Raw genomic sequence first — 12,318 nt, 5'->3', positions numbered from 1 at the left:
TTTGCGCACCCTAAGTACCAAAAGCTACGCAGAAATAAACAAGGCAGAAACAAGAACGCATGAGAGTCAATATTTTCGCCAAGGCTAAAACCGCGCCAAAGACCAAAACTCTGGCCGCAATCGGGTGTGCAGCGCTGAGCTTCGTCGCTACAGCATGCGGTGCGGACGCAGAGTCGAACACGGCTGCCGACAACAAAGGAGAACTCACTGTCACTGATGTCGCAGGTCGTACTGTGACCTTCGACAAGCAGCCGGAACGAGTCGTGCTCGGTGAAGGCCGCGCCATGTTTGTCACCGCGATGCTTGACCAAGAAAACCCGGGTGACCACGTTGTCGCCATGGGCAGCGATTTGCATTCGGGCGCACCGTCGTTTGAAACCAAGCTTTTCGAGACGACCCCAGAGCTGAAAGACATGCCGACCATCGGCAATATCGCCAAGGGCGATGTCACAGTTGAAAACCTCATCTCCCACGACCCAGACGTGGTCGTCATGACCCTTGACCACAAGAAGGCCGCGGAGCAGTCCGGTTTCCTCACCAAACTCGATCAGGCAGGTCTGAAGTACGTATTCACCGACTTCCGGCAAAAGCCCCTGGAGAATACCGCCAAGTCCGTCGAGCTCCTCGGCCAGATCGTCGATGAGCAGGACAATGCCAAGAAGTTCACCGACTTCTACACAAAGCGCGTCAACGAGATCACCGAACGTGCCGCCAAGCTCGAAGACAAGCCAAAGACTTTCGTCTGGCGAGCAGCCGGCCTCAAGGATTGCTGCTCGACCGTCAACAAGTCCAACCTCGGTGATCTCGTCACAGCAGCCGGCGGTGAGAACCTCGGAGACAGCCTCCTCGACACCGAATCGGGCGACGTGACCGCAGAGAAGGTCCTGTCCGTCCAGCCGGAGAAGATCATCGCCACCGGTGGTTCTTGGGCGCTCGACCCGAAGAAGCCGGAAGTCCTGCCACACGTCGAACTCGGCTACACCGCCACCCCAGAGACCGCACAGCGCACTCTGGAAGGCCTGCTGAAGACGCCGGGCTTTGACACCTTGACCGCACCGAAGAAGGGCGATCTGTACGCCGCCTTCCACCAGTTCTACGACTCGCCGTACAACGTCTTCGCCCTCGAGCAATTCGCCAAGTGGATTCACCCAGAGGAGTTCGCTGACCTCGACCCGGTTGCTGATTTCGCCGAGTTCCACAAGGACTATCTGCCCTTCGAACTCAGCGGCACCTTCTTCACCGCGCTGGAGCCGACCAAGTAACCCATCTTCCACCATCGAAGAAGGAATCCGATGACTTACACCAATCTGCACGCTCCCGCGTCAGGGCTTGACGACGAACCCCGCGAGTCCACCTCCACCAACGGCAGTGGAGGTCAAGAGTCGCGGCCCGCCACCGAACAGCTCGAGTGTCCGTCGTCAAGCACGACCTACGACTCTGCGCGACAGTACCGACGACGCTCGGCACGGAAGATCGCCATCATCGCGGTGCTGGTGGGTCTGGCTGTGTGTGCGTTTGTGGTGGCGACGATTGTGGGGCCGATGACATTGAGCGTGGGGGACGTCGTCCGTGGCATCGTGAGCCCGAATGATGTGGACGAAACCACTCGTACGGTGCTGTGGAAGCTGCGTCTGCCCGCATCGGTGATGGCAGTGCTGATTGGTGCAGCGCTGTCGCTTGCCGGTGCACAGATGCAGACAATCCTCGATAACCCTCTGGCGGAGCCGTTTACGCTCGGTATCTCGGCTGCAGCGGCGTTCGGTGGGGCGGCATCGATTGTGCTGGGCTGGGTGATTATTCCGCATGCGCAGTTCAACCTGGCGGCGGTGGCCTGGGTATCATCCGTCGTCGCTGTGGCGATTGTGGCGGCGGCGTCGGTATGGCGCGGCTCGGGTAAGGAATCGATGATTCTGCTCGGCATTGGTCTGGTGTTTCTATTCCAAGCGCTGTTGGCGCTGTTGCAATACCGCGCGACTACCGAGGCGCTCCAGCAGATTGTGTTCTGGACGATGGGCTCGCTACAGCGCGCGAACTGGGTGGCCAACGGCATCATTGCGGCGGCGCTGCTAATCGCTATTCCGTTCACCATCCGCTATGCGTGGGCGCTGACGGTGTTGCGGCTTGGCGATGCCCGAGCAAAAGCTGTGGGCATCAATGTGGATAGGCTGCGCATTGCGACGCTGATTGTAGCCTCGCTGCTGGCGGCAACCGCAGTGGCCTTCGCCGGCATCATCGGCTTCATCGGACTGGTCGGCCCACACATTGCACGCATGCTGGTCGGTGAAGAACAGCGCTTCTTTGCCCCGGCATCGATGGCGGCAGGCGCGGCGCTGCTTGCGGCAGCTCATGCGGTATCCATCACGGTGGTGCCGGGTGTGGCAGTGCCGATTGGCATCATTACCGCAATCGTCGGTGTCCCATTCTTTGTCGGCTTGGTTTTCCTGCGTAAGAGGACGGTGTGGAACTAATGGGGGTATTTCTCGATGTCAATGACGTAGCTGCAGGCTATGGCAAGCGAAAGGTGCTGCGCGGGGCGTCAATACGCACGCTGAAGCCAGGTACGGTGACGGGTTTGCTGGGGCCAAACGCTGCGGGCAAGTCCACACTGATGACCACGCTGGCGGGGATTCGAAAGCCCATGTCCGGGGAGATTGTTCTGACCCGTGGCAATGAACGGGTTATCGGTTCCGAACTGCGCGAAGTCGTCGGCTACGTACCGCAGGACCTGCCCGCTAGCGCCTCGCTGACCGCATTCGAATCGGTGCTGGTCTCCGGGCGGCGCGCCGGGCGTCTGCGGGTGCGTGGCTCCGAGATTGAGCACACGGCGGTGGCTCTCCGAAAGGTTGGCATTGAACACTTTGCCGACAGATTCGTCGGCGAGCTCTCCGGCGGTCAGCGGCAGCTCGTCGCCGTCGCGCAGATGTTTGTCCGCGATCCCGAGATCATGCTTCTCGACGAACCCACCTCCGCCCTCGACCTGCGTCACCAGGTGGAACTCCTAAAGCTCGTCCGCGCGGAGGTCGCCTCACAGAGCTCCTTGGCACTCGTCGCAATCCACGATCTGAATCTCGCCGCCCGCTACTGCGATGAGCTTGTCATGCTTCACGACGGCCACGTGGTTGCCCAGGGGAGTCCTGTTGACGTTCTCGCTCCGGACCTTTTGGCCCGCGTCTACGGAATTCGAGCCCGCGTACTCGATGACGAGGGCGTGCCAGTGGTGTGTCCTATTGAGGAAGACCAGGTTTCTGAAGCCGCGTAGTGGAGATTTGGCTGGGGCGCGGGGCATTTCGCTAATCACCCCAGCCAAGTGGTAACATCGTTTCTCGTTGCACTTGTTGTACTTGTGCCACACGCCCCCGTAGCTCAGTGGATAGAGCGCCGGTTTCCGGTACCGAAGGTCGGAGGTTCGACTCCTCTCGGGGGCACGTTCTATCCCTCAAGTGATTAGGTTTTTCCTGGTTGCTTGAGGGATTTTTGTTTTAGTGGCCACCTAGCGGAAACGTTTAGTTACCGTTCTTCCAGCGGAACAGCCTGGCGGAGGACTTCGAGTCGCCCATGACAATTCACCTTGGTGCTACTGGCCAGCAATAATCACAATCAGCGTGCGTGGCCCGTGGACACCTTCGACTCGGGCAAGCTCGATGTCCGAGGTTGCAGAAGGTCCCGAAATCATGGTGATGGGAGCGGTGGGATCACTCTCGCGTAGACGGGAAATTGCCTCCGGGATGCCGTAGACAATCGTGGAAGCCGGCACAACGCAGATGTGAATATCCGGCACCAAGGTCAGCGCGCGGCGGCCAGAAGTGGCCGAACCGTCCAGAAAAATGGTGCCGGTCTCGGCGCAGGTGACAGCAGAGCTGGTGACAATCGCGTCGAGCTCGTCCAGCTCTTCGGCGGTGAAACCGGTATCGACGCGAATCTCGGTGGTGGCCTTACCTCCACCAGACTCCAACCCCGCAACCCACTCGCGGTCTAGGCCTTCGGGAATACCAATCAATGAAGCCCCGACATCAGCAATTGCCTTCTTCACAGCTTCATTGATTTCAGTTGTCGAGCTCCCACAGCGGCGCACATCGGCTTTGTAATCGGCGATGCGTTCGTCGGCAAGCGAAATAATCTCTTCGGCCGTCAGGTCGGAGGAGCGTTCGTAATCGCGGGGGATGTTGAAATGTGTACCGGGCTCGCCGGTGACGATGCCTGCGTCAGAGGCCAAGTCACGGCCTTCGAAGGCGATCTTCTGAGCATTGCGGATACGCTCGAGGATTTCGCTTTTGGCAATGTTCGCGGATGCTGAGGAATGGGACATCGCTAGGCCTCCTTGCCGGACGTGTCGGGCTGCTTGTTGCCATCCGACAGCCCATTAATCTTCGTCGGAACCTGATTTGCCGATTCACGGGACAGCTGCGCCGAGAAATCCTCCGAACCCCACAGTGAGCGGAACGGCTTCTTCGGCGGAATCGGAGTATCACGCACATCCGACCACCCGCTGAGGAAAAGTGGCAGGGCGTGAATCTCGCCGTCCTTCAACCCGAGTACGCGGGCGAGGGAGGCCATCTTAGCGCTCATGTTCCACAGCTTCTGATTGCCCATGATGAACCCGAGCGTGGCAAAGAGCTTGCCCTCCACCGGCGGACGGTGCTCCGTGACCTTACGGTGTCGCAGCTCCAGCAGCGCCGCAGGGATGTCGATACGCACCGGGCAGACCTCAAAGCAAGCTCCACACAGCGAGGATGCATAGGGCAGGGAGGCATTCGGATCATCGTAGGAGTCCATGCCGGTAAGCTGCGGGGACAAAATTGCACCAATCGGACCCGGGTAGACCGAACCGTAAGCGTGCCCGCCCACGTGCTCGTACACCGGGCAGATATTCAGGCATGCCGAGCAGCGAATGCACTTCAGCGCTTCACGCCCAATCGGATCTGCAAGGGTGGCCGAGCGCCCATTGTCCAGCAACACAATGTGGAAATTCTTCGGGCCGTCGCCGTCCGTGGTTCCCGTCCACAGGGAGGTGTAGGGATTCATACGCTCGCCTGTCGACGACCGTGGCAGTAGCTGCAAGAAGACTTCCAAGTCCTGGAAAGTGGGAAGCAGCTTCTCAATACCCATCACCGAAATCAGTGTTTCCGGCAGCGTGAGACACATGCGGCCATTGCCCTCTGACTCGACGACGGCCACCGTACCGGTTTCGGCCACACCGAAGTTGGCACCGGAAATCGCGATCTTGGCCTCCATAAACTGCTCGCGCAGGAACTTACGGGATGCCTCGGCCAGATCGGCTGGATTGGCTTTCAAATCCGGGTCGACTCCGGGGATTCCATTGAGGAAGATCTCGCGGATATCCTCGCGATTGCGATGGATAGCAGGAACCAGGATGTGGCTCGGCATGTCGTCGGCAAGCTGAACGATGAGTTCCGCCAGGTCGGTTTCGCGGGCGGTGATGCCGGCGTCGGCAAGCGCTTCGTTCAAGCCGATTTCCTGCGTGGCCATCGACTTAATCTTGACGACCTTTTCTTCGCCGGTTTCTTTCACCAAATCCGTAATGATGCGGTTTGCTTCGGCGGCATCCCGCGCCCAGTGGACGTGACCGCCGGCATTTGTCACTGACTCTTCGAACTGCTCCAGCAGTTCTGGCAGACGCGCCATCACATCGCGCTTAATATGGCTGCCCGCGAGCCGCAGCTGCTCCCAGTCATTCTTCTCCGCTACGACATGCGCGCGCTTCTTACGAATCGAACGCGTGGCATGACCGACATTTTCGCGCATGCGAGTGTTCTTGAGTTCCTCGTGCGCCGCGGCCGTGAACCCGCGCGTACCGCGCAGATGCCCGACGTTGTGCGGCGCGCGTGGAGGAAGGGCTGGCATGCCGACGTTAATTGCGACCATTACTGCTCACCTCGCAGGGAAGCTTCTTGGCGGTTGTGCACATCAAACGGGGTCTCCTTGGTGGACGCCAGAATCTCAGCCATATGGATGGCATGAACGCCAGAGTCCTGGCGACGCAGCGCACCACCGATATTGAGCAAGCAGGAGGCATCGCCAGCGGTGACGAACTCCGCTTCCGTAGCGCGGATATTGGCTGTCTTGTCGGCAACCATTGCAGCGGAGGTCTCCGCATTCTTCACCGAGAAGGTGCCGCCGAAACCGCAGCACTCCGCCGCGCCGGGCAGCTCGCGCAGATCGATTCCATCGACTGCACTGAGTAGCCGCCACGGACGGTCACCCACTTTGAGCACCCGCAAGCTGTGGCAAGTGGAATGGTAGGTCACTGAGTGGGGGAAGTAAGCACCGACGTCAGTCACACCAGCGACATCGGTGATGAACTCGGAGAGATCCAGCGTCTTGTTCGCGCAGGCCTGTGCCGCATGGGTTTGGGCACGGGTACCGTAGCGGCCCGCGATCATCGGATGCTGGTGGCGAACGGCGCCGGCGCAGGAACCGGACGGGGCGACAACGTAGTCAATCGAGGAATCCGCAAAAGCATCAGCGTAGGTGTCTAGCTGAGGAAGGATTTCCTTCTGGTATCCGGTGTTGACGTGCATTTGGCCGCAGCAGGTTTGTTGCGGCGGAAAGACTACATCGCATCCTAGGCGCGTGAGAACTCTGGCTGTCGCACGCACCGCATCTGGAAACATCATGTCCCCGATGCAGGTCGCGAAAAGTGCTACTTTCACAGTCGCTCCAAAAAGGGTTGAGGGGTAAAGCAATAATTTCCTACCTGAATGCTACGCCTAGATCCGGATTAAATCTGTCCCCAACATGTATTCGGCTGGATCGTGAAAGCGGCGCAGGACAGCCGGAGGCGGTGGCCTGCAGATGCCCCTCAAATCAATCTTTTGGTGGCTGATGTTTCCACGACTGCGATTGACCTAATAGGATAGGCAATCGTGAATCCTGCTGATCTTGCTGTACTAGTCCGAAAAGTCACCGTCGAGGTTTTGACTTCCCACGATGCCGATGTCTCTATCGTGCCGGAAAACCCGACCGTCGAGCGTCCGCGTAACCCTGAGCACGGCGACTATGCAACCAATATCGCCATGCAGCTGGGCAAGCGTGTCGGGATGGTGCCACGTGACTTGGCAACTGAAATTGCCACAGCACTCGGCGCTTCTGAGGGTATCGAAGAAGCAACCATCGCAGGCCCGGGCTTTATTAACATCCGCCTGGCCTCCGATGCCCAGGGCAAGATCGTCGAGGACGTCTTGGCAGCGGGGGAGAAGTGGGGTCATGCCGACTTCAACTCCAACCTCGACGTGAACCTGGAGTTTGTCTCCGCAAATCCGACCGGGCCGATCCACCTGGGTGGTACCCGCTGGGCAGCAGTCGGTGACGCTCTCGGTCGTGTCCTGTCCGCCACGGGCGCCAAGGTCACCCGCGAGTACTACTTCAATGACCACGGTCGCCAGATTGACCGCTTCTCCGACTCCCTGGTTGCCGCCGCTCGGAACCAGCCGACCCCGGAGGATGGCTACGGCGGAGAGTACATCCAAGACATTGCTGCTGCTGTGCTGGAGAAGAACCCGCAGGCACTCGAGGGCTCTGAGGAAGAGGTCCAGGAGCACTTCCGCGCCATCGGTGTGGACATGATGTTCGAGCACATCAAGGAGTCTCTGCACGAGTTCGGCACTGATTTCGACGTTTACTTCCACGAAAACTCGTTGTTCGAGTCCGGCCAGGTGGAAGCAGCCGTCAATTCTCTGAAGGAAAACGGCAAACTCTACGAAGCTGACGGCGCGTGGTGGCTGAAGTCCACCGATTACGGTGACGACAAGGACCGCGTGGTCATCAAGTCCGACGGCGATGCAGCCTACATTGCCGGTGACATCGCCTACGTTAAGAACAAGTTCGACCGCGGCCACAACCTGTGCATTTACATGCTGGGTGCCGATCACCACGGCTACATCGCACGTCTGCGTGCCGCCGCTGCCGCGCTCGGCTACAACGCAGACGGCGTCGAGGTGCTCATCGGCCAGATGGTCAACTTGCTTCGCGACGGCAAGGCTGTCCGGATGTCCAAGCGCGCGGGCACAGTAGTGACCTTGGACGACCTGGTCGAGGCAATCGGTGTCGATGCTGCTCGCTACTCGCTAATCCGTTCCTCCGTGGACTCCAGCCTGGATATTGACCTGGGGCTGTGGGCTTCGCAGTCCAGCGACAACCCGGTCTACTACGTCCAGTACGGCCATGCTCGTCTGTGCTCAATTGGCCGCCGTGCCGAAGAGGCCGGTGTGACCAGCGAAGATGCCGACTTCTCCCTGCTGGTAGAGGACCGTGAAGGTGAGCTCATCCGCACTATCGGTGAGTTTCCGGCGATCATCAAGTCGGCTGCTGACCTGCGGGAACCACACCGCATTGCCCGTTACGCTGAGCAGCTCGCCGGTGTCTTCCACCGCTTCTACGACACCTGCCAGATTCTGCCTAAGGCCGACGAAGAGGTATCCGAGCTGCACCGTGCTCGTCTCGGCCTGGCTGAGGCTACCCGCCAGACGCTGGCCAATGCTCTGCAGCTGCTCGGTGTTACCGCACCTGAGCGCATGTAGTCGAACGCGCCCGTAAAACTACACCCCGTTGCTCCGCCCGGGTAACGGAGAAAGAGAGCTGTTTCGTGCCTATCGACGGCAATGGTTTCGAGCTGGGTGGATACACCCGCCCGGATTCCACCCAATTCAATGAACTACCAGCGCATGTCTGGCCAACTACCGCCCGTCGTCGAAGCGATGACGAAGAGAACCCCGGCTCGGTGGAAATTGGCGGCGTGAGCCTGGTCGACATTGCCAAAGAATTTGGCACTCCGGTTTTTGTCGTCGATGAGCAGGACTTCCGCTCCCGCTGCCGTTCGATGGCCAAGGCCTTCCGCGGTGCGGAGAATGTCCACTACGCGTCCAAGGCTTTCCTGTCGAAGACCATTGCCCGCTGGGTAATGGATGAGGGGCTGCATCTCGATGTCGCCTCGGGCAACGAGATGGCTATCGCTCTTGCTGCGGGCTTCCCAGCCAAGGACATGACCTTCCACGGCAATAACAAGTCCACCGCAGAGCTGCGCGATGCTATCTCCGCTGGCGTCGGCAAAATTGTGCTTGACTCCCGTTCGGAGCTGCGTCGCCTGTCCCAGGTGGCGGCTGAAGCAGGCGTGGTGCAGGACGTGCTCGTCCGCGTGAAGCCCGGTGTGGAAGCACACACCCACGAGTTCATCGCTACCGCGCACGAAGATCAGAAGTTCGGCTTTTCCCTCGCGTCCGGTTCGGCGCTGGAAGCTGCCAACCTCGTAGAAGAGGACGACAATCTGCGCCTGATTGGTCTGCACTGTCACATCGGCTCCCAGATCGTCGATTCCGACGGTTTCATTCTCGCGGCCGAGCGCGTGTTCTCGCTGGTGGAAAAGCTCGTCGAACGCCACGGCTCTGAAATCTCGAAACACTTCAACACCCTTGACCTCGGTGGCGGTTTCGGTATTGCCTACACCGCAGGCGAGCAGCCCCTTGACGTTGCTCCGCTTGCCGACGAGATCCTCACTGCCGTGGACAAGCTTGCGCAGCGTATCGGCATTGAAACTCCGACAGTGGCTGTTGAACCAGGTCGTGCCATCGTCGGCCCGTCCATGGTCACGGTGTACGAAGTGGGCACTTTGAAGGATGTGACCATCGATGAGGGCATGACCCGTCGTTACGTATCGGTCGATGGTGGAATGAGCGACAATATTCGTCCGGCGCTTTACGGCTCGAACTATGATGGTCGCGTCGTTAATCGCGAAGTATCAGGTTCCAGGATTCCCACCCGTGTCGTCGGAAAGCACTGTGAATCGGGAGACATTCTGATTAATGACGCGAACTACCCGGACGACATTGTCGAGGGTGATCTGTTCGCGCTGGCTGCGACTGGGGCATACTGTTACGCAATGGCCAGCCGCTACAACATGCTGACGCGACCACCAGTAGTGTCGGTATGCGATGGTCAAGTGACCCAAATATTAAGACGAGAAACCGTACAAGACTTACTAAGCCTGGAGTGTGAAACGCCACGATGACTGCCGCAACGAATAATCCTGGAAAGGGCGAGGGCCACAAAGTTGGTGTCGCTATTTTAGGTCTTGGCACAGTCGGTACTGAGGTTTACCGCCTGCTCAACGAGAAGGCTGAGGACTTCGAGCGCCGCATCGGCGGCCCGGTCGAGGTCGTTGGTATTGCTGTGAGCGACAAGACCAAGCCGCGTCCGAATGTGGACCAGGAGCTTCTTACCGACGATGCTTTTTCGCTGGTACAGCGGGATGACGTTGACCTGGTAGTCGAGGTGATTGGTGGTATTGATTACCCACGCCGCGTCGTGCTGGAGGCACTGCGTGCGGGCAAGTCGGTCGTGACGGCCAATAAGGCACTTGTCGCCGCTCACGGCGAGGAGCTCTCTGAGGCTGCCGATTCCTCAGGCGTCGACCTTTTCTTTGAGGCTGCTGTGGCTGCAGCTATTCCGGTCGTCGGCCCGCTGCGCCGTTCGCTGGCCGGTGACACTGTCAATAAGGTTATGGGCATTGTTAACGGCACCACCAACTTCATCCTCGATGCGATGGACTCCACCGGTGCGGACTACGACGAGATGCTGGCAGAGGCCACCCGCCTGGGCTACGCCGAGGCCGACCCGACTGCAGACGTCGAGGGTCACGATGCCGCTTCCAAAGCAGCTATTCTGGCCAGCCTGGCATTCCATACCCGCGTGACTGCCGATGACGTTCACTGCGAGGGGATTACCCAGATCACCGCTGACGACATCGCAGCCGCCAAGAGCGCAGACTGCACCATTAAGCTGCTGGCTACCTGTGAGCGGGTCACGGACGAGAATGGCAAGGAGTCCATTTCCGCCCGCGTGTACCCAGCGCTGATTCCACGTCGTCATCCGTTGGCAACTGTGCGTGAGTCCTTCAACGCTGTCTTCATTGAGGCCGAGGCCGCTGGTCGTCTGATGTTCTACGGCAACGGCGCTGGTGGTAACCCGACCGCCTCTGCAGTGCTCGGTGACCTTGTTGCAGCTGCTCGCAACATCGTCCACGGTGGTCGCGCACCGGGAGATTCCACCTACGCTAACCTGCCGATCCTCGACTTCGGTGACGTTCGCACGCGCTACCACATCGACCTGCACGTCGATGATCGCGTCGGAGTGCTTGCCGATGTCGCTCGCACTTTCGCGGGCCACAACATTTCCTTGCGCACCGTTCGCCAGGAAGAGGGCGCAAACGGCGCTCGCCTGGTCATCGTGACCCACAAGGCGCTGGAGAAGGATTTGGAAGCAACGGTCGACGAATTGCGCGCCAACGACGCGGTTTTGGCCGTCAACAACGTCATTCGTATCGAAGGAATGGATATCTAAATGGCACAGGAGCTTTTCCCGGGTCAGAAGGTCACCGTCACGGTTGCAGGTTCGTCAGCGAACTTGGGCCCGGGCTTCGACACCCTGGGGTTGGCTGTCGCGCTCTACGACATTGTCGAGGTCGAGGTCATCGAATCGGGTGTCGTCGTTGAGATTCACGGTGAGGGCGAAGTCGACCTGCCGCGCAACGAGTCTAATCTGGTAGTGCGCGCGATTCGCGCGGGCCTTCGTGCCGCAGGTGTCGAGGCGCCGGGGCTGAAGGTTATTTGCCATAACACCATCCCGCAGTCGCGCGGCTTGGGCTCTTCCGCAGCAGCCGCCGTCGCTGGTGTCGCTGCAGCTAACGGTCTGGCCGGCTTCCCGCTTAGCGACGACCAGGTAATCCAGGAATCCTCGGTCTTCGAGGGCCACCCGGATAACGCTGGCGCATCCGTCCTCGGCGGAGCAGTGGTCAGCTGGACTGACAAGCCCGTCGATGGTCGCACCGCACCTCAGTACCGAGCAGTGAGCATTCCGGTGCATGAATCCATTCAGGCGACCGCACTCGTACCGGCATTTCACGCCTCCACGAATGCGGTCCGTCAGGTGCTGCCGAGCGATGTTTCGCATGTCGACGCTCGTTTCAATGTCTCCCGTACTGCGGTTATGACCGCAGCGCTGCAGTCCCACCCGGAACTGCTGTGGGAGGGAACGCGAGATCGCCTGCACCAGCCGTACCGCTCCGACGTGCTGCCGGTGACCGCAGAGTGGGTCAACCGCCTGCGCAACCGTGGCTACGCGGCATTCCTCTCTGGTGCTGGCCCGACCTGTATGGTTCTGGGAACTACTGCAGTGGATGAGAAGATCTTGGACGATGCCCGCGAGGCTGGCATCAAGGTCATGGAGCTGGGAATCGGCGAGCCGGTTAAGGTCGTGGTCGACGGCTAAGCCTTTACTGCGGATAGCTGCCGAGCCGGTGGCTTAGTC

At 59.7% G+C, this 12,318-nt stretch carries 10 protein-coding genes and 1 tRNA gene; 8 read left to right on the top strand and 3 right to left on the bottom strand.

Translation table 11 applies throughout. From position 1 onward, the window contains the following. Nucleotides 1–59 precede the first annotated feature (59 nt). From HMPREF2708_RS07550 to HMPREF2708_RS07535, 4 genes are all read left to right on the top strand, one after another. Nucleotides 60–1,262, top strand: coding sequence for an ABC transporter substrate-binding protein (locus tag HMPREF2708_RS07550; protein ID WP_070833731.1), 1,203 nt, complete (start codon nucleotides 60–62; stop codon nucleotides 1,260–1,262). A gap of 30 nt (nucleotides 1,263–1,292) precedes the next feature. After that, on the top strand, nucleotides 1,293–2,468 hold the full coding sequence (locus tag HMPREF2708_RS07545) for a FecCD family ABC transporter permease (RefSeq protein WP_070833730.1): 1,176 nt from the start codon (nucleotides 1,293–1,295) through the stop codon (nucleotides 2,466–2,468). Further along, the gene (locus tag HMPREF2708_RS07540) at nucleotides 2,468–3,259 is read left to right on the top strand and encodes an ABC transporter ATP-binding protein (RefSeq protein WP_070833729.1); all 792 of its coding nucleotides are present in this window, start codon (nucleotides 2,468–2,470) and stop codon (nucleotides 3,257–3,259) included. Before HMPREF2708_RS07545 ends, HMPREF2708_RS07540 begins: the two co-directional genes overlap by 1 nt. Before the next feature lie 93 nt (nucleotides 3,260–3,352). Next, a tRNA-Arg gene (locus tag HMPREF2708_RS07535) sits at nucleotides 3,353–3,425 on the top strand. A gap of 149 nt (nucleotides 3,426–3,574) precedes the next feature. Here the strand turns inward: HMPREF2708_RS07535 and HMPREF2708_RS07530 are convergent. From HMPREF2708_RS07530 to HMPREF2708_RS07520, 3 genes are read right to left on the bottom strand one after another with little or no spacing between them, the layout of a single operon-like run. Next, nucleotides 3,575–4,306 (bottom strand): LutC/YkgG family protein, encoded by a 732-nt coding sequence (locus HMPREF2708_RS07530; RefSeq protein ID WP_070833728.1) that lies wholly within the window; start codon nucleotides 4,304–4,306, stop codon nucleotides 3,575–3,577. Nucleotides 4,307–4,308: 2 nt separating this feature from the next. After that, nucleotides 4,309–5,883, bottom strand: a complete 1,575-nt coding sequence (locus tag HMPREF2708_RS07525) for a LutB/LldF family L-lactate oxidation iron-sulfur protein (RefSeq protein WP_070833727.1) — start codon at nucleotides 5,881–5,883, stop codon at nucleotides 4,309–4,311. Next, nucleotides 5,883–6,671, bottom strand: a complete 789-nt coding sequence (locus HMPREF2708_RS07520; RefSeq protein ID WP_070833726.1) for a (Fe-S)-binding protein — start codon at nucleotides 6,669–6,671, stop codon at nucleotides 5,883–5,885. The genes HMPREF2708_RS07525 and HMPREF2708_RS07520 overlap by 1 nt, the downstream gene beginning before the upstream one ends. Before the next feature lie 264 nt (nucleotides 6,672–6,935). Here HMPREF2708_RS07520 and argS point away from each other — a divergent pair, with 264 nt between their 5' ends. The 4 genes from argS to thrB all read left to right on the top strand — a co-directional run bounded on the left by argS (nucleotide 6,936) and on the right by thrB (nucleotide 12,279). After that, complete coding sequence (gene argS / locus HMPREF2708_RS07515; RefSeq protein WP_371326300.1) at nucleotides 6,936–8,537, top strand: arginine--tRNA ligase; 1,602 nt, start codon at nucleotides 6,936–6,938, stop codon at nucleotides 8,535–8,537. A 65-nt stretch (nucleotides 8,538–8,602) separates the two neighbouring features. Further along, nucleotides 8,603–10,021, top strand: a complete 1,419-nt coding sequence (gene lysA, locus HMPREF2708_RS07510; protein ID WP_070833724.1) for a diaminopimelate decarboxylase — start codon at nucleotides 8,603–8,605, stop codon at nucleotides 10,019–10,021. After that, entirely contained in the window at nucleotides 10,018–11,352 is a 1,335-nt protein-coding gene (locus tag HMPREF2708_RS07505; protein ID WP_070833723.1) for a homoserine dehydrogenase, read from the top strand. The genes lysA and HMPREF2708_RS07505 overlap by 4 nt, the downstream gene beginning before the upstream one ends. Next, nucleotides 11,353–12,279, top strand: a complete 927-nt coding sequence (thrB, locus tag HMPREF2708_RS07500; RefSeq protein WP_070833722.1) for a homoserine kinase — start codon at nucleotides 11,353–11,355, stop codon at nucleotides 12,277–12,279. The last annotated feature ends 39 nt before the right edge of the window (nucleotides 12,280–12,318 follow it).

The sequence above is a fragment of the Corynebacterium sp. HMSC073H12 genome, from assembly GCF_001837775.1.
Classification (GTDB): Bacteria; Actinomycetota; Actinomycetes; order Mycobacteriales; family Mycobacteriaceae; genus Corynebacterium; species Corynebacterium amycolatum.
This window is presented reverse-complemented; position numbering and strand designations above follow the sequence as displayed.

What these genes read in the sequence shown, in the direction of transcription:
- HMPREF2708_RS07550 (WP_070833731.1), top strand. Translation starts at nt 60, where the DNA reads ATGAGAGTCAATATTTTCGCCAAGGCTAAAACCGCGCCAAAGACCAAA.
- HMPREF2708_RS07545 (WP_070833730.1), top strand. Translation starts at nt 1,293, where the DNA reads ATGACTTACACCAATCTGCACGCTCCCGCGTCAGGGCTTGACGACGAA.
- HMPREF2708_RS07540 (WP_070833729.1), top strand. Translation starts at nt 2,468, where the DNA reads ATGGGGGTATTTCTCGATGTCAATGACGTAGCTGCAGGCTATGGCAAG.
- HMPREF2708_RS07530 (WP_070833728.1), bottom strand. Translation starts at nt 4,306, where the DNA reads ATGTCCCATTCCTCAGCATCCGCGAACATTGCCAAAAGCGAAATCCTC.
- HMPREF2708_RS07525 (WP_070833727.1), bottom strand. Translation starts at nt 5,883, where the DNA reads ATGGTCGCAATTAACGTCGGCATGCCAGCCCTTCCTCCACGCGCGCCG.
- HMPREF2708_RS07505 (WP_070833723.1), top strand. Translation starts at nt 10,018, where the DNA reads ATGACTGCCGCAACGAATAATCCTGGAAAGGGCGAGGGCCACAAAGTT.
- thrB (WP_070833722.1), top strand. Translation starts at nt 11,353, where the DNA reads ATGGCACAGGAGCTTTTCCCGGGTCAGAAGGTCACCGTCACGGTTGCA.